13 protein-coding genes, 1 tRNA gene and 2 pseudogenes are annotated in these 14,560 nt (G+C 55.7%); 8 read left to right on the top strand and 8 right to left on the bottom strand.

Annotated elements, in window-relative coordinates; all coding sequences use genetic code 11:
* The 3 genes and pseudogenes from BMZ35_RS09480 to BMZ35_RS09470 all read right to left on the bottom strand — a co-directional run.
* A partial coding sequence (locus BMZ35_RS09480) for a transposase (RefSeq protein ID WP_131814350.1) occupies positions 1-268 on the bottom strand: 268 nt, incomplete at its 3' end.
* Positions 269-328: 60 nt separating this feature from the next.
* A pseudogene (gene istA / locus BMZ35_RS09475) lies at positions 329-1,369 on the bottom strand (IS21 family transposase); the annotation flags it as partial.
* A gap of 113 nt (positions 1,370-1,482) precedes the next feature.
* Positions 1,483-1,890: pseudogene (locus BMZ35_RS09470) on the bottom strand (recombinase family protein); the annotation flags it as partial.
* A 151-nt stretch (positions 1,891-2,041) separates the two neighbouring features.
* Between BMZ35_RS09470 and BMZ35_RS09465 the strand changes: the two are divergent.
* The 3 genes from BMZ35_RS09465 (at position 2,042) to BMZ35_RS09455 (ending at position 4,294) form a co-directional block, all read left to right on the top strand.
* Positions 2,042-2,440 carry a hypothetical protein gene (locus BMZ35_RS09465; RefSeq protein WP_093093296.1) on the top strand — a complete coding sequence of 133 codons (399 nt, stop codon included), beginning with the start codon at positions 2,042-2,044 and terminating at the stop codon, positions 2,438-2,440.
* A gap of 540 nt (positions 2,441-2,980) precedes the next feature.
* The gene (locus tag BMZ35_RS09460; RefSeq protein WP_242654750.1) at positions 2,981-3,430 is read left to right on the top strand and encodes a hypothetical protein; all 450 of its coding nucleotides are present in this window, start codon (positions 2,981-2,983) and stop codon (positions 3,428-3,430) included.
* A gap of 6 nt (positions 3,431-3,436) precedes the next feature.
* Positions 3,437-4,294 carry a TerB family tellurite resistance protein gene (locus BMZ35_RS09455; RefSeq protein ID WP_093093294.1) on the top strand — a complete coding sequence of 286 codons (858 nt, stop codon included), beginning with the start codon at positions 3,437-3,439 and terminating at the stop codon, positions 4,292-4,294.
* Between the two features lie 17 nt (positions 4,295-4,311).
* Here the strand turns inward: BMZ35_RS09455 and BMZ35_RS09450 are convergent, their stop codons facing one another.
* The 3 genes from BMZ35_RS09450 to BMZ35_RS09440 all read right to left on the bottom strand — a co-directional run bounded on the left by BMZ35_RS09450 (position 4,312) and on the right by BMZ35_RS09440 (position 5,925).
* The gene (locus tag BMZ35_RS09450; RefSeq protein ID WP_093093292.1) at positions 4,312-4,947 is read right to left on the bottom strand and encodes a hypothetical protein; all 636 of its coding nucleotides are present in this window, start codon (positions 4,945-4,947) and stop codon (positions 4,312-4,314) included.
* Positions 4,948-5,119: 172 nt separating this feature from the next.
* Entirely contained in the window at positions 5,120-5,503 is a 384-nt protein-coding gene (locus BMZ35_RS09445; protein ID WP_093093290.1) for a hypothetical protein, read from the bottom strand.
* Positions 5,500-5,925, bottom strand: coding sequence for a hypothetical protein (locus BMZ35_RS09440; protein ID WP_093093288.1), 426 nt, complete (start codon positions 5,923-5,925; stop codon positions 5,500-5,502). The genes BMZ35_RS09445 and BMZ35_RS09440 overlap by 4 nt, the downstream gene beginning before the upstream one ends.
* Positions 5,926-6,281: 356 nt before the next feature.
* Here BMZ35_RS09440 and BMZ35_RS09435 point away from each other — a divergent pair, with 356 nt between their 5' ends.
* Positions 6,282-8,363: an McrB family protein gene (locus BMZ35_RS09435; RefSeq protein WP_207502942.1), complete on the top strand. Its 2,082-nt coding sequence runs from the start codon at positions 6,282-6,284 to the stop codon at positions 8,361-8,363.
* A 38-nt stretch (positions 8,364-8,401) separates the two neighbouring features.
* On the top strand, positions 8,402-10,984 hold the full coding sequence (locus BMZ35_RS20760; protein WP_165610036.1) for a DUF2357 domain-containing protein: 2,583 nt from the start codon (positions 8,402-8,404) through the stop codon (positions 10,982-10,984).
* A gap of 233 nt (positions 10,985-11,217) precedes the next feature.
* Here the strand turns inward: BMZ35_RS20760 and brxF are convergent, their stop codons facing one another.
* Both brxF and BMZ35_RS21090 read right to left on the bottom strand, forming a co-directional pair.
* Positions 11,218-11,478 carry a BREX-3 system P-loop-containing protein BrxF gene (gene brxF / locus BMZ35_RS09420; protein WP_093093282.1) on the bottom strand — a complete coding sequence of 87 codons (261 nt, stop codon included), beginning with the start codon at positions 11,476-11,478 and terminating at the stop codon, positions 11,218-11,220.
* A 3-nt stretch (positions 11,479-11,481) separates the two neighbouring features.
* A complete protein-coding gene (locus BMZ35_RS21090) occupies positions 11,482-11,667 on the bottom strand; it encodes a BrxR family transcriptional regulator (RefSeq protein WP_479725467.1) in 186 nt (61 codons plus the stop codon).
* Between the two features lie 12 nt (positions 11,668-11,679).
* On the opposite strand from BMZ35_RS21090, the gene BMZ35_RS21085 reads away from it, so the two are divergent.
* The 3 genes from BMZ35_RS21085 (at position 11,680) to BMZ35_RS09405 (ending at position 14,479) form a co-directional block, all read left to right on the top strand.
* Complete coding sequence (locus tag BMZ35_RS21085; RefSeq protein ID WP_242654749.1) at positions 11,680-11,985, top strand: McrC family protein; 306 nt, start codon at positions 11,680-11,682, stop codon at positions 11,983-11,985.
* A 311-nt stretch (positions 11,986-12,296) separates the two neighbouring features.
* Positions 12,297-12,370, top strand: a tRNA-Gly gene (locus BMZ35_RS09410).
* 312 nt (positions 12,371-12,682) lie between these two features.
* On the top strand, positions 12,683-14,479 hold the full coding sequence (locus BMZ35_RS09405) for an ABC transporter transmembrane domain-containing protein (protein WP_093093278.1): 1,797 nt from the start codon (positions 12,683-12,685) through the stop codon (positions 14,477-14,479).
* Positions 14,480-14,560 lie beyond the last annotated feature (81 nt).

Genomic DNA, 14,560 nt, shown 5'->3' with positions numbered 1-14,560 from the left:
ACCGCGCACAGGCGGGTCGCGGCCCGGAACGGTTTTTTAAGATGTCACGCTCCTCGGTCACGCGGGCCAGTTCCTTCTTAAGACGCCTGACCTCCGCTTCTTGGTCCGTCTGCCTTTGCGGCTTTGAGAATTGTGCCATCCAAGTGTAGAGCGATTTGGTGCTGATCCCGAGACGTTCAGCAACCTCTTTGACCGAATATCCACGCTCTGTGACCTGTGACACCGCGTCGATTTTGAACTCATCTGAGTAGCGAATTTGCCCTGGCATTTGCGTCTTCCTTTGCTTCCAAAATTACCAAGCAAAGCGTCTACAAATCTAGGGGCACCTCACATGCAGGCTGACGCGGCGGTTCGCAAAGCTGGCCGGGACGCTGTAGCGATTGCGCTCGAAAGTGATCAGGCAGGTAGGAGATACCCGTTTGCTGTGCTCGACAAACCCATCAAAAGCCGGCGGCAGGGTCATCAGCGTGGGCTTCTCAGCTTCCCACACATCAGCAATCGTGCCGGGCAAGTCCCGGTGTTTTGTCTCGGCCCACAAGGCAATACAGCGATCTTCCAGCCACTGGTTCAGCTCGTTCAGGTCGCTGAAGACCGGCATGACCTGCCACAGGCGGTTGCGCGCATCCTGCACGTTCTTCTCAACCTGGCCTTTCTCCCAGCCTGCGGCCGGATTGCAGAACTCGGGCTCGAAGACATAATGACTGGCCATGGCCTTAAAACGTGCGTTGACATCGCGCTGCTTGCCTTTGCCAACACGGTCCACCGCCGTCTTCATGTTGTCGTAGATCCCGCGACCGGGCACGCCACCGAAGACGCGGAACGCGTGCCAGTGGGCGTCGAATAGCATCTCATGTGTTTGCAGCGGGTAGGCCCGCACCAGGAACGCCCGGCTGTGTGACAGCTTGATATGGGCGACCTGAAGTTTGACCCGTTCGCCGCCGATATTAGCCCAGTCTTCGCTCCAGTCGAACTGGAAGGCCTCGCCAGCTTGGAACACCAAAGGAACGTAGGTGCCGCGCCCGGTCGTCTGCTCTGCCCGGTGCCGATCGGCACGCCACGCACGGGCAAAGGCCGCCACACGTCCGTAGGAGCCGTCATGCCCAAGCTTCATCAGATCAGCGTGCATCTGCTTCACGGTCCGCCGTTCTTTCCGTGGCTTGCGCGTCTGCGCCAGCAACCAAGCAGACAACCGATCCGCGTAGGGATCAAGTTTGCTCGGCCGAGCTGGCGTCTTGAACTACGGCTCAACCACCCCCTCGCGAAGGTACTTCCTGATGGTGTTGCGAGACAGGCCGGTGCGCCTTGAAATCTCGCGAATTGGCATTTTGTCACGCAATGCCCAGCGTCGGATAACACTCAAAAATCCCATGTCGATCACTCCATATCTCCCTGAACAAAAGCGTCAGGGCAACGTGTTCACATGGGTCAATTCTCAGTGAAAATTTTGCAGGCTACCGGGTCACTTCTCAGCGGGAATCAACAATCACGGCTATATTCGCCGGCCATAACGCGCTTGACGGTCTTCAGAAGGTTAGAGCCGATGCTGCCATCGTTCTCGAACTGCTCGCCGCAGTAGTGGACCCTGATCCCGGCGCGGGAACAGACGTGCTCATGGTATGCGCCCTCATCGGCGTCCTGAAACCGGCCCCAGCGACTGACGTCATAGACAAGGATCGCTTTGAAATCGGCAAGGCCGGATTGGACCTCGGCCATCAGCTTCTGCAGTGCCTCGCGTCCGTCGAGCCGTAATCCCGATCGGCCGGAGTCCTCAAACGTACGCAGAATGGTCAGGCCACGGGCCTCGGCATAGCTGCGAATGACATCGAGCTGGTTCTCGGTGGAGTACTTCTGGTGATCGGTCGACATCCGCACATAGGCGACGGCCGGCACATCCTTCTCAGGCGGCGCGTCGCTCGTGTCTGAATGGGTCGCCCAACGACCGCTCACATCCGTATCTCCTGATTATTCCAGGCAAATCCATCGCTCCCATCGGAATCAACGGCTGAATTCTTCGCGTCCATGTAAAGCGAAGGAGGGTGGAATGTCGTTTCCGAAAAAGGGCAAGTTCTTTCCAAGGGAAAACGGATATAATGGTAAAGCGGAGCAGCTAACGAATGGCGGCTTCGTTGAAGAAATCGCGGCGGCATTGAAACGGTCGCTTGGAGATAGTCGAGCGGGCGTAAAGACCGTGGCGGCCTGGACGGGGGCCAACGAGAAAACGGTGAAGAACTGGTTCTCGGGTACCTATGGTCCGAGCGGTGCGCACTTGATCGCGCTAGCGCGCCACTCCGACGAGGTGCTCTCAACGTTCTTGGTCATGGCGGGACGCGAGGATCTGATGGTTGCCATCAAGCTTGCCGCTGCCGAGCAGGCGGTCGAGGAACTGCTTGAGGCGGTGCGGCAGCTGAACCGCGAGGAACCTGGCGATACCGTCATTTGATCAGTCGTCAGGCGGTCGAGAGTTTTGTCCCTCAACAGCGCGCAGGGTTTCGAAGCGATCCCGCGCGGTGGAAGCCTGCACGGGAGAGAGTTGGTCGCCGGGGTCGTTTCCTCCGCCACAAACCATTCGCAAACCCGAGATGAGGTCCCTAGCGGGGCCTTTTTTCTTTTTGGTTCAAAGGGGTTTAGCGATGCCATCCGACTTTCGGAGACTGGTCGTTAGGCCCGAAATTGGTCTCTAAACGCCCCGCGTCTCTTTCCATCCGCCCTTCATGGAAATCGAGACGTATTCAAAAATGTTCTTCTTTTCAGACGCTTGGCGGGAATGGACTGCGCCGCAGTTGAGGTGATTTCGACCGCTATCGGTGCGAACAGAGACACCCGAAGGCGGCGTTTCCCAGCGCAAAACTTCGTAAGGCTGCGCGATGCCCAAAGTGACAACCAGCGTCGGGGCGCGTAATTGACCGAAATCAATGGCGAAATTGTTCTAATCGGTGAATAACTGATTTGAGGATTATCCGAACAATAGGAGAAAAAGGCGATGGTCAAGGAAAACGGTTCTGGCGCTCAAGAGATGTTCACAATGGAGGAAGCCTTGGAGCGTGTCCGGACCTCACCACCGTTGCGGAAGGTGAAGGATTTCGTTGATCGTACCGATCTATCGGCAGACATGAAGGCTCTACTCTACGATATTGCGAAGTTCACCATTAAGGTTGGTGAGGTGGTGGTGGCGATTGGCCGGAGGGTGTTGGACATCGCCATGGGACTGATTAAGAAATTCCCTAACATGACCCTTGGTGTGATCGTGGCGGTGGCGCTGGCGACCCTGCTTGGCATAGCAGCTTGGCCTCTAATCGGTGGTTTTCTTAGCAAGCTTTTGGTCCTTCTCGGGCTCGCACAAGGTGCGGTCATGGACATACGCCAAGGGGCATTGAAACAGGCGATGGACGAAGTAGAGGCTGAATTTTCCCCATTTACAGCAAAGGTCTAAGGAAGAATGACGACCATAGAGGATCGTATTGAAAGCTTCGGTCGTGTTGAACGCGTAGTTGAGAACGAAGACAGGTTTAAGGCTAAGGTCGGCGCAGGAGCGGGCGTATTTACGTCTCTCAAGATGGCAGATTTGCTTGGTGATATTAGCAAAACAGGGGGCTTCGCTGGCGCGGGTGCGGGCGGTGGCCATTTGATTGCATCCGCCCTAGCTCCTAAAGGGGTGGCAGCGCTGTTGACTGTTTTTAACCCATTTTCTCCGGTGCTTTACATTGTTGGAGCTAGCGTCGCTTCGGCGGGCATGTTCTACGGAGTTACACGGCTTTACAGATCCTACTACGGAAGTCGCGTCGAGGAGATACCGCGGTTCCTCAACACGCCGATAGATGTTCTTGGGGCATCTTTCATGGACCTTGTTGGCAGCCTAGCTGTAAAGGTGGCAGCCATTGATGGAAACATTGACCAAGTTGAACGCCGCGTGATCAGTGAGTATTTTGTGGATGAGTGGGGCTATGATCCCGACTACACGTCTCACGCACTAGACTTGCTGGAGGAGACGACAGATGAACAACGGGTCAGCGAAATGGCTGCTACCCTCGCCGAGTTTGCTCGTACCAATCCAGATTGCGACTTCTCTAAGATTCAGAACGGGCTTAAGGCGCTGCTAACCGAGATCGCGGAAGCAGATGGAAAGCTCGATGAACGGGAAGAAATGGCGATTGAGCGCATAATCGCTGCGCTGGATCAGGAGATTTCAACCTATAGCTCCATCAAGCGAGCGGCTGTAATGCCTTTAGCGGGAATTACGTCAGCCACCAGCTGGGTCCGTGGAAAGCTCAGCGGTAATTCGGATGAAAAAATGTAGGTTCTCTACGAATATTTTTATTCACTTTCGCTTAACTCGGCATCCTCGTCGCTGAGAAGCACAACTCGCCCAATTACTGTATTGCGCCCCCAGTCTCGATGTTTCAAAACGCCGTCAGCGATGTAAAGGTTTTCAATATCGTAACGCGTCCATGTTCCTTCTCCATCAGACAGGCTGATGAACGCAGGGATAGCGTTGGTTTCAAGGCGAAAGTATTCTGGATTGGCGTGTGTGGCAAAAGACTGCATTACCACAAGAACTTCGTCGTATTCAGTTATTCTCTCATCCACGAGAAATGCACATGCCGCCTCAAATCCCCCGCCGCCTACGCCCACAATTGCAGCTGGCACCCAGACAAATGGATTTAAGATAATGGCACCCGCCGTTCCAACGGCACCACCGGTTCCAGCAATAATACCAATTGTTCCCGCGCCAGATGCTCCCGCCAGAGTCGATCCGAGCATTGTCAAACCACTGCCGGCATTGACCAACGTGTAAACTCCCAATGCGGTAGCTGCGCCGGTAGTCGAAGTAACAGCTAAACCGCCACCAATAACTGCTGTACTTCCGGTGTCACCGAGTATGCGCGAAGGCCGATAATCGCATGCGTCAGCGTGAACTTGCGAAGCGCCAGCTATAAATCCCATCATCATAGCTGCTCTTGCGGTGTTACCAATATGCACTTCTCTTGCCTCTCAAATAGAAGTCCCAAAGCGCGCCTGGTTCAGGCATCGTCACATAGCGTCTTTGAGCGCTCAATTTTAGAAGGGTGCCACGGAATTCAGTGTTGATCAACTCACCTTTGAGCCAAGCATTGAGGCTTAATCAGTTGACGGCCCGCTCCACCTGCTCCCGCCAACCTTCCCCCGCCAGAAAACACATATCATACAGGCTGACCGCCGACGCCTCGCGGCCGCAGGTCAAGCGTTTCAGCACCTCCGGCGCCAGATAAGCGAGGCGCAACTGGCGGCTGACATGGCGTTCGGCCAAACCGACGGCTTCGGCCAGTTCCTGGATTGTGGCGAACTCGCCCGCGTCCATGCGCCGCCGCCAGCCCCATGCCCGCCCAATGGCTCGCAACACATGGGCGTCCTGGGTCTGGTCCTCGCTGGGCAGGTAGTCGGCTGGCGGCAAGATCTTCGGACGTCCGTTCTTCTTGCGCACCTTCAACGGGATCAGCACGCGGACCGTGTCGTCGGGCTTGGTCATTCCGCCGCCTCCATTCCGCGCGGCGCAACCATCTCGCGGACGACCCCCGCGATGCCTTCACGCCGAATGTCCACCTCGAGCCCGGCGGCGGTGACGGTGACGCGCCGGACCAGAAGCTGGATGATCCGAGCCTGCTCGGCCGGGAACAGCTGCGCCCAAAGCGCGCTGAACTCATGCAGCGCTGCGATGGCGTCGGCCTCTGTAACTGCACCCTGTTCTTTTGACAGGGCCGCAATCACTTGCGTCACGACCTCCGGCGTTTGCAGAATGCGCCGAACCTCGGCCACGACCGCGTCCTCGACCATTCCAGCCGCCAGCCGCATCGGGGCGGTCTCTTCGCCGGTCTCGCGGTTCCGTATAACGTCCATCGACACATAGTAGCGGTAAAGCTTCGCGCCCTTCTTGGTACTTGTGGGCGTCATGGCAGCGCCGGAGTCGCTAAAGATGAGCCCCTTCAAGAGAGCGGGTGTCCGCGACCGGCTGTTGTTGGCCCGTTTCCGGGGGCTTTCCTGCAGGATTGCGTGGGCCCTAACCGCCTACAAAAGCGAGAGCAATGCATTCGACCTCCGAACATTGCGCGCATGTCAGTTCTTTTGCCAGTAGGGGAAAGCTGCTTGCATGCTCAAGGGCCGCCAGCTAACTATCTGATAAAAGAACTTTTTGGTTATTCGCATCTTTCGCGAGCGACCAATGCAGCCCGCAAAAACACTTCAAGAACGTACATCTCACCGAGCAGCAAAAAGTGAAAACGAAAGCCGAATCAAACAGACCTCTTCGAATGGAGGACTTGGGTCCCGAAGTTGACCGCCTTCGATTGAATGAGCTGCGGCAAGCTTGGGGATACGCTCCCGGTGATCCAGTGTGTGCTATTGGAAGATTAAGGGCACAGCACAATAAAAAGACGGGCAAAAAGATCTTCTTTCTCGAGCTTCTTGAACACCCTCGTACCGCAGCTGGTTTTGTTTACCCTGAAGATGTCTCTGGCCGTTCAGCGGAAGCGTTCGTGCCGCCTCCCGAAGTCTCTCGGCTTGGGCAAGATATAGGTGTCGCGGAGGGAGAGATTTGGGCTATTGCAGAGCTTGAGCTTTCCTCAAATCACGAGCGCGAGAAGCGCAACAATCCACACAAATGCGACGTTCGAAGAGGTTCGCTCCGATTGCTTCGGAACCTTCCAGAAGACTGGGTTCCGGCTCTCATCGGTGAAGAGAGCCCTCGGTTTATTAGCGCGGCGGCAATGTCCGTGATTGAAGCTGAGATCAAAACCGAAAGAGAAAAACTTCAGGAAGAACTTGCTGTGCTTCACAATGAGACCGCCGAAGCCGTCGAAACTCTTGACGGGCTCCGGCACGCAGTCGTGGGCGAAGAGCGAAAATTCGTGACATTACAAGAACAAAGTGAAAGAGAGACTGTCCTGATGGAAACGCGCGTCCGTCGCCTCAACGACCTTCTCGAGCAGAAGGGACGTCGACTTGTTGCTCTTGGCCTAATCGACGAAGATGAGTTAACCGTGCTTTTGCCTCCTTCCGGAGAGCATTCCGAACAACCAGGACACAGCTTCCAGTCCGATTTCGGCGGCGATTTCGAACGATTGGCGCCGTTCATTCAGGCGAAGCTGTACGCACGCGGAATGTTGTTCAGCCAAGCACAGCTTCGCGATGTGCTTGCTTTGGTAAGAACGCACGATCTTTTTGTGCTTGCCGGCGACTCCGGCTCAGGAAAAACGAGCCTCATCAAAGCGACGGCGGAGTCGCTGGGCGGACGCTGCACTATCGTTCCGGTCAAGCCGAACTGGACGGGTCCGGAAGACTTGCTCGGCTACTTCAATCCGATTGAACGCAGCTACCAGTCGACGCCATTCCTGAAGGCTCTACAGTTTGCTGCAAGTGAGCCGCACATTCTGCACTTTATTGTTCTGGATGAGATGAACCTTGCGAGAGTTGAGCATTATTTCGCCGATTTTCTCAGCTTACTTGAGAACCGAGAAACTGTTCCGGACATCACACTCTACACCTCTGACGAGGAACGGCATACCGTTGTTTCTCATGGCCTGTTCCTTGCAATTGAAGAAGAGGTCCGGAAGCGTGTCGGCCTCCCCGAAACTGCAACGCTCGAAGATTTGCTCAAAAATGAAGAAGCAAATCGCCTTCTCCATCGCCTAGGTGGCTTTGAGGATGCGGAGTCTATTTTAGAGCATCATGCGCGTTTGCGGCGAGCGATGGCTGCGCAGATTCGTACACCAACCTCCCTAGCAATACCGCCAAACGTGAGAATTGTTGGCGCAATTAACATCGATGAGACAACCTATTTTTTGTCTCCGAAGGTGTTGGACCGGATCCACGTGGTTCGTTTTCGCAACCCGGTTCTCCAAGACTGGTCAGCGATTGACGCCGAAGTGGAAGAATCCGACCTTGATCTCGAGCTTCCCTTGTATCTTCCTCCGATTGAAATTGGGTCCAGAACCGATTACCCGCGCTTTGATCCAAGCGATCCTAATAACGAATTTCTTGTGAGGTTGGCCCGGGATTACCTAGATCCGCTGGGAATCGAGTTCGGGTTCAGAGCTATACGTCAAAGCTTGCATTACATAGACCTCGCAAAAGATGTTGGAGTGGAGCCGCCAGAGGCGCTAAACAACGTTATACTGCATAAGGTCCTCCCAAAGCTCGTGGTAGACACTACCCGCCAAGGACCAAGTGGGACGAAACGGGCAGAGATTCTGTCTGATCTGCGCGCCGCCGTTGCGGAAGCGATGACAGAACTCGATCTTTCCTCCGTTCCCGAGAGTTGCGTTGTTGAACTCGATCGAGTGATCGCCGGCGTTGACGGGAATAATGGGATCGCTAACTACTGGTTGCGCTGATGCCTTTGGTCGAACTTCGATACCTTGACGTTCGATGGATGGCGTCAGGAACCGCAAAATCAGTCACAGTTGCACCGCGTTCCATCCCGATCGAGATTGAACTCGACGGTACAATGCGTGCCGAGACAGAAATCTTTCATGATCTCTATCCGGTGCTAGGGATGCGATTGGATGACTCATTAGCTGAGCACACACCCGTATTCGTCACAGCAGGTGATGATAATGTTAGTATGCAGCCTGTTACAGACACTGAGGGGCACACATGGTGGGTGGAAGCTGGTCCTTGGCACGAGCGCAGCAAGAGGCATCTATGTGAACTGCACCGGACAATCGGTAAGTTCGAAATCCAGGTTGGAGATCAAAGACTCATCCTTAACAACGTCGCTGCAGGTCTTGGCAGAGTCGAACTAGAGGATTTTTTAAGAGATTTTCAAAATGACCTTTACTGGCTTTTACTTGGCTTTGGTGCTGGTAAAGCAGTTTTGGGTGGCCGACCTGTTCCTGGTGGAAGCAAGGGTGAGATCGGACACGACCAACGACCACATGGCGCTGATTTTTTGCTCGCTGATGCGCTTGAGCGGTTTTCTGAAGCTGTCGAAAGAGTTCTGCACCGACCTTCGCACGACCTCCATGAGGTTCATGGTCTGCAGGTTCTCGCCAAGCTGAGACCGAACCAGATGTCGTTCCGGCAGTATGTCCGGAATCCTTCAGTAAACAGGCTTCAGGGCCGTCAGGCAGAAGTCACGGTCGATATCGCCGAAAACCGCTATATTCGGCATATGGTTCAAGTGGCGGCAAAGCTTTCCGAGAAGTTGGCGCTTGCAACAACACGGCAGGTGCAGGCCCTGGAAGAGAGAGCAGCGAGCGAAATTGAGCGTTGCAAAGAGTATCGGGCGACACAGTATCGAATGGTTGAGAGTAGCGTTTTCGACCGACAACTCGCAGAAGCGCAGGAAACCTTAGAGAGGATCAGAGGCCTGTCCGAATGGACTTCTGAGCAATTTCCTGCCGATGCAAGACACATAGAAATCTCGATAGGAAAACAATTTGGAGAAGGGGGTAACACTTTCTTTTGCAACAAGCCTGACGGGAAGCCGACAAAAGATCCTTCCCGTGGCATAAAGTATTGGGTCATCAAGTTGCCCGACGCTTTTGCGTCCGCAGTTACCGCCGCTCGCCCATTGCGACCCACCTATGAGATTGATGCCATCATGAGCGTTCAGGCGATTGGTCCAGAGGATCAAGGCCGCTTGCTCGAACTTCACCAAGTAATTGCTGTGGAGCCGCGATCCGAGGCAATTGGAAGAAAACTGCGAAAGAGGGCGCGCCTTGCAGCAAGTGACTGGCTTGCACCGCTCTCGCGTGAAGAGCGCCTTGAACTTCAACAGGAGGCACGGACTGCTGAGTTGCGGGCGAACACCTATTCGGAGCGTGCTGCTGCCGGAAATTCAGCGGCCTCTGTATTGGATCGCTCTTGGAAACGACTTAGCCGACAAAATCGAGACTGGGGCAGAATGGGGGTCCGGTCGGATCCACAGATGCCCTTTGGAATGCGTTTTAGTCAGACACCAGTGTACTCTTCATGCCTTGCTGCGTTTCGAAAGGTTAGCGAACTAGCGGATCGGGCGGGTTTCGGCGAAGATACCTTAGATGCTGTTGATAGGATTGGAATTCTCCATGCGAGCGCACTCTACGAACATTGGTGTCTAATCAAAATCTTACTGGTGTTGATTGAAGAGTTTCGCTTTGTGCCTCAGGCTGGGTGGCAGGAGTTGCTTATTCGGGGCGTAACAGGCAATCGGGAAACAATATCCATTGAGTTGGCGCATGAATCGTTTGATCTCTGCGCCAAGCTCGATATTCAGCCAGTGCTACCTAATGGGCGAACTCCAGACTTCAGACTGCGCTTCAAGCGGGACGCTTGGTTTAGTAGAAGCCTCGACAGAACCTCTATCTTTTCGCGCGCAAGCGCGCCCTCAGACTGGGACGGTCAGTCTGCGTTGGTCATGGACGCTAAGTTTCGAAATTCTTGGAAGGTTGGTGAGCTCGGAGATGTGCTCCTGACCTTGGTTGAGGCCAAACGCTACGGTGGCGATCGCGATCGCGTATTTGTTCTTCAGCCAGCGGGTCGAACAGTGGAAGCGCCTAATAGTCCGTTGGATTGGGGGAAGGACTGTGATTACGGCCAAACGGCGAACGTTGACCACATGAGGGGACATGTCCGATTTGCGCCTGGTGCGCAAGCAGGTCGGTCAACGAACAACTTGAAGCGCTTGATTGCTCTTCATTTGCAGGCATATTTTCCCGCGCCTGGAAGCACGCCGACAGAGCTTGCGGATACAGACTACAGCATATGTGTTCGTTGCGGAACTAAGCATATTGCTGAAAAAACTCAATGGCTTAAGACCAAGTCTGGCTACACGTACTGGGCGATGAGATGCCCGTCGTGCGAAATGGTTTCTACACGTACGCATTGCTATAATTGCAGGTCAACGCTGTTCAAGAACGGATACCAGCTGACGTATCATCAGACTTTAGCCGATCAGATCACGAATGTGTTTTGCCCGTCTTGCGGAGCGTTCTTCGAGGAAGAGCATAGCCATCAAGATCAAGCAGTATGAAAATGGAGAGGGTTGGCCGCCAGACCCATCCCCTCCGCCACCTGCACATTGCAAACCTGAGACATGGTCCCTTGCTGTCGCCTTCCACATGCATGATGCGCAGCTGCGAGGGGCTGGCCTTGAGGCTGCCCTTTATCCAGGCCCGGCGGAAAGCATCGCCTGGGAAGGCACAAACTCAGTGAAGACCAGAACCTTCAACTCTGGATCATTCTCCTCCTGCTGGAGCTTGTAGATCATTTCCAAGAGCGCTTTCCCGCTACGTCATCGGTAATGCCCTTCAAAAGATCAGCTGCCTGCAAATGCCTTCGCGTGTTTGGCACTGTTAGCAATTCACGACCGAGAACAGCTCCGACATTCAGAACCTTTGCCTGTCTGCGCGCAGATAGCTGCCGAAGCAGATCGCTCTTTCCAGACCGCGGCGGACCGATCAGAAGGATCAACTTACTTTTCAAACTCGAGATGTCGTCGATCAATTTGTCGAGCGTGTCGATCATGATTCAGCCCTCCGTCGCATTGGGAGCAATCGGAGTAAGGTTCGCCGGGTCAAGCTGGGCTCTATCTATCAAAACGATCTGCTGATCTTGCGGACTCCGGGCGCGGGGATCGGTATCGAGCCCAAGGCGCTTGAGTGCATAGTAGAGGAGAGCGCGCCGAACCTTGATCTGAGCCTTGCCACCACGCATCCCATAACCCATGTGATTGACACCAAGTGGAAGAGAATCTCCTCCCGGATCGACGATCCAAAACAGGGCGTCTCACAAGGCGATGTCTACCAGATGATGGCCTATGCGCAGCTTTACCGCGCGTCGCGCCTTACGCTTCTGTATCCGCATCATCTTGGGCTGGGTGCAACAGAGCTTGTCCAGGCTAGACACCAAATAACCGGTCAAGCGGCAAAATTGGAGATAGCCAGCATTGATGTAGCGAATGGTGGAAACATAATTGATCGGCTTCGAAGTTTGCTTCTCTCGAATGAGTTGGCTGCAGAACTGTCAGTTTAGCCACCAAAAACAGCGAGAAAAGTGCACGCATCTCCCAAACATAGCAGTCAGGGCTTCCGCGTCAGTGGCGGGAAGCTACATGCACGCTAATTGGCCGCCAGATAACTATTCGTCAAAAGCGGCTTTTGGTCTTTCGGATCGGCCCCAATTTTTGACCCGAATGGAAGTGGCCAGCAATAGGTTTCGTGGGCCAACTTATTGCGTTAGAGCGCACTTTATCTAAAACGGTTGGCCCTTTGATGGCGCGCAGGAAGTTTGTCTTTCCCAACTTGACACCCGAAAACCAATGGAATAGCACCGGTGGACGCTGAGCGGGCGTTGTGTAATGGTAAGACCCTTGCCTTCCAAGCAAGAGATACGGGTTCGATTCCCGTCGCCCGCTCCAGAAATTCTTTTCCGACACATTACCTGCAAAGATGTTCGATGATGTATAGTATGCCATTGAATTTGAAAATTTTATCGAAATTTGCGCGCTAGTCTTCCAAGCTAATGACGCGGGTTCGATTCCCGCCGCCCGCTCCAAAATCACCTCCCCCATGATCTGAAACACCCTAACGGCGCGCCTTCCCGTTCGCGCCCATGCGTGCTTCACCCGTCCCCTGCGGCCATTACCGGGCCCGGCATGCGGCAACTGATGGCTTGACCCTTGGCGCTGTCGGGGTCACTAACGCGGGAAACCGAAGCCGGGGATAGTCAAATGGCCAGAAGACCGCAGCCGCAGAATGGCGAACAGGAGCGCGAGAAGTCCAAGCACATGGGCGCATTGCGTGGGTTGGGGCCGTTTCTGAAACCCTATCGCGTGCTTGTCGTGCTGGCCCTTCTGGCGCTGACCCTGACAGCGACCGTGTCGCTCATGCTGCCGATGGCTGTGCGCCGGGTGGTGGACAATTTCGGGACCGAGAGCGAAGCGCTTCTGGACAAGTATTTCCTCGCCGCGCTTGGATTTGCCTCGCTTCTGGCCGTGGGCACGGCGCTGCGCTACCTTTTGGTGACGCGTCTGGGCGAAGTTGTCGTGGCCGACATCCGCAAGGCGGTTTTTGACCGCGTGATCGGCATGAGCCCGGCGTTCTTCGAAGGCATCATGACCGGCGAAGTCCTCAGCCGGATCACAACCGACACCACGGTCATTCAATCGGTTATCGGGTCATCCGTGTCGATCGCGTTGCGCAATATGCTGCTGTTCCTCGGTGGTCTGGTGCTGATGCTCTACACCTCGACCAAGCTCACGCTACTGGTGTTGCTGATCGTGCCCATGGTGATCGTGCCGATCCTTGTACTGGGGCGCCGCCTGCGCAAGCTCAGCCGCGAGAACCAGGACTGGATCGCCGAAAGCTCGGGCACCGCGTCAGAAGCGCTCCTGTCGGTGCAGACCGTGCAGGCCTTTACCAACGAAGCCCCCGTTCGCGAAGGCTTTGGCCGGGTGACGGACCTGTCCCTGCGTGCCGCCATGCGCCGGATCAACACCCGCGCCCTGATGACCATGATCGTGATCTTTCTGATCTTTACGGGCGTGGTGGTCGTGCTATGGATCGGCGCGCGCGACGTGCGGGCCGGGGGCATGAGCGTCGGCGTCCTTGTGCAATTCGTAATCTATTCCGTGATGGTTGCAGGGGCGGTTGGTGCGCTCTCTGAAATCTGGAGCGAGCTTCAGCGCGCCGCCGGGGCGACGGAACGGCTCGTGGAACTGTTGCACGCAGATGATGCCGTAACCGACCCCGCGAACCCGGAGGCGCCCGCCACCCCGGTGCAGGGCGAGATCACCTTTGACGGCGTGACCTTTCAGTATCCCTCGCGCCCGGGCGTTTCGGCGCTGGACAATGTGGACCTGACGATCAAACCGGGTGAAACCGTCGCCCTTGTCGGACCCTCCGGTGCGGGCAAGACCACCATAATCCAGATGATCCTGCGCTTCTACGATCCGGTGGCGGGCCGGGTGCTTCTCGACGGCGTGGCCCTGCCGGACATGGCCCGCGATGAATTCCGGCATCACCTTGCCCTCGTGCCGCAGGCCCCGGTGATCTTTGCCACCAGCGCGCGCGACAACATCCGCTTTGGTCGCCCCGACGCGACCGATGCCGAGGTTGAGGTCGCCGCGCGCGCCGCGGCGGCGCATGACTTCATCGAAGCGTTGCCCGAAGGGTATGACAGCCCGCTCGGCGAACGGGGTGTCATGCTGTCGGGCGGTCAGAAACAGCGCATTGCCATCGCCCGCGCCATTCTGCGTGACGCGCCTGTGCTGCTGCTTGACGAAGCCACATCTGCGCTTGACGCCGAAAGCGAGCGCCTCGTGCAGCAGGCGGTAGATGAAATGGCCCAGACCCGGACCACGATCATCGTCGCCCACCGCCTGGCTACGGTAAAGAAGGCCGATCGCATCATCGTGATGGAAGACGGTCGCATCGTGGCCCAGGGTCGCCACGAAGAACTGGTAGCCGAGGGCGGACTTTATGCCAAGCTTGCGCGTCTGCAGTTCACCGACGGAGCCAGCCTCTAAAGGCGGCCCCAAGGCAGGCGGATACGCCGCCATGAAAGCGTAAACGCCCCGATCCCGGGGCGTTTTTCTTTTGCGGTATCG

The sequence above is a fragment of the Shimia aestuarii genome, from assembly GCF_900114635.1.
GTDB lineage: Bacteria > Pseudomonadota > Alphaproteobacteria > Rhodobacterales > Rhodobacteraceae > Shimia > Shimia aestuarii.
Note: the sequence above shows the minus strand (reverse complement) of the source record. Positions and strands in the feature narration are given on the sequence as shown.

Bases quoted from the DNA above. Each gene is read 5' to 3' on its own strand.
- BMZ35_RS09435 (WP_207502942.1), top strand. From the start codon at position 6,282: ATGGAGGACTTGGGTCCCGAAGTTGACCGCCTTCGATTGAATGAGCTG.
- BMZ35_RS09455 (WP_093093294.1), top strand. From the start codon at position 3,437: ATGACGACCATAGAGGATCGTATTGAAAGCTTCGGTCGTGTTGAACGC.
- brxF (WP_093093282.1), bottom strand. From the start codon at position 11,478: ATGATCGACACGCTCGACAAATTGATCGACGACATCTCGAGTTTGAAA.
- BMZ35_RS09460 (WP_242654750.1), top strand. From the start codon at position 2,981: ATGGTCAAGGAAAACGGTTCTGGCGCTCAAGAGATGTTCACAATGGAG.
- BMZ35_RS09440 (WP_093093288.1), bottom strand. From the start codon at position 5,925: ATGACGCCCACAAGTACCAAGAAGGGCGCGAAGCTTTACCGCTACTAT.
- BMZ35_RS20760 (WP_165610036.1), top strand. From the start codon at position 8,402: ATGGCGTCAGGAACCGCAAAATCAGTCACAGTTGCACCGCGTTCCATC.
- BMZ35_RS09405 (WP_093093278.1), top strand. From the start codon at position 12,683: ATGGCCAGAAGACCGCAGCCGCAGAATGGCGAACAGGAGCGCGAGAAG.
- BMZ35_RS09450 (WP_093093292.1), bottom strand. From the start codon at position 4,947: ATGATGATGGGATTTATAGCTGGCGCTTCGCAAGTTCACGCTGACGCA.
- BMZ35_RS09465 (WP_093093296.1), top strand. From the start codon at position 2,042: ATGTCGTTTCCGAAAAAGGGCAAGTTCTTTCCAAGGGAAAACGGATAT.
- BMZ35_RS21090 (WP_479725467.1), bottom strand. From the start codon at position 11,667: ATGCGTGGTGGCAAGGCTCAGATCAAGGTTCGGCGCGCTCTCCTCTAC.
- BMZ35_RS09445 (WP_093093290.1), bottom strand. From the start codon at position 5,503: ATGACCAAGCCCGACGACACGGTCCGCGTGCTGATCCCGTTGAAGGTG.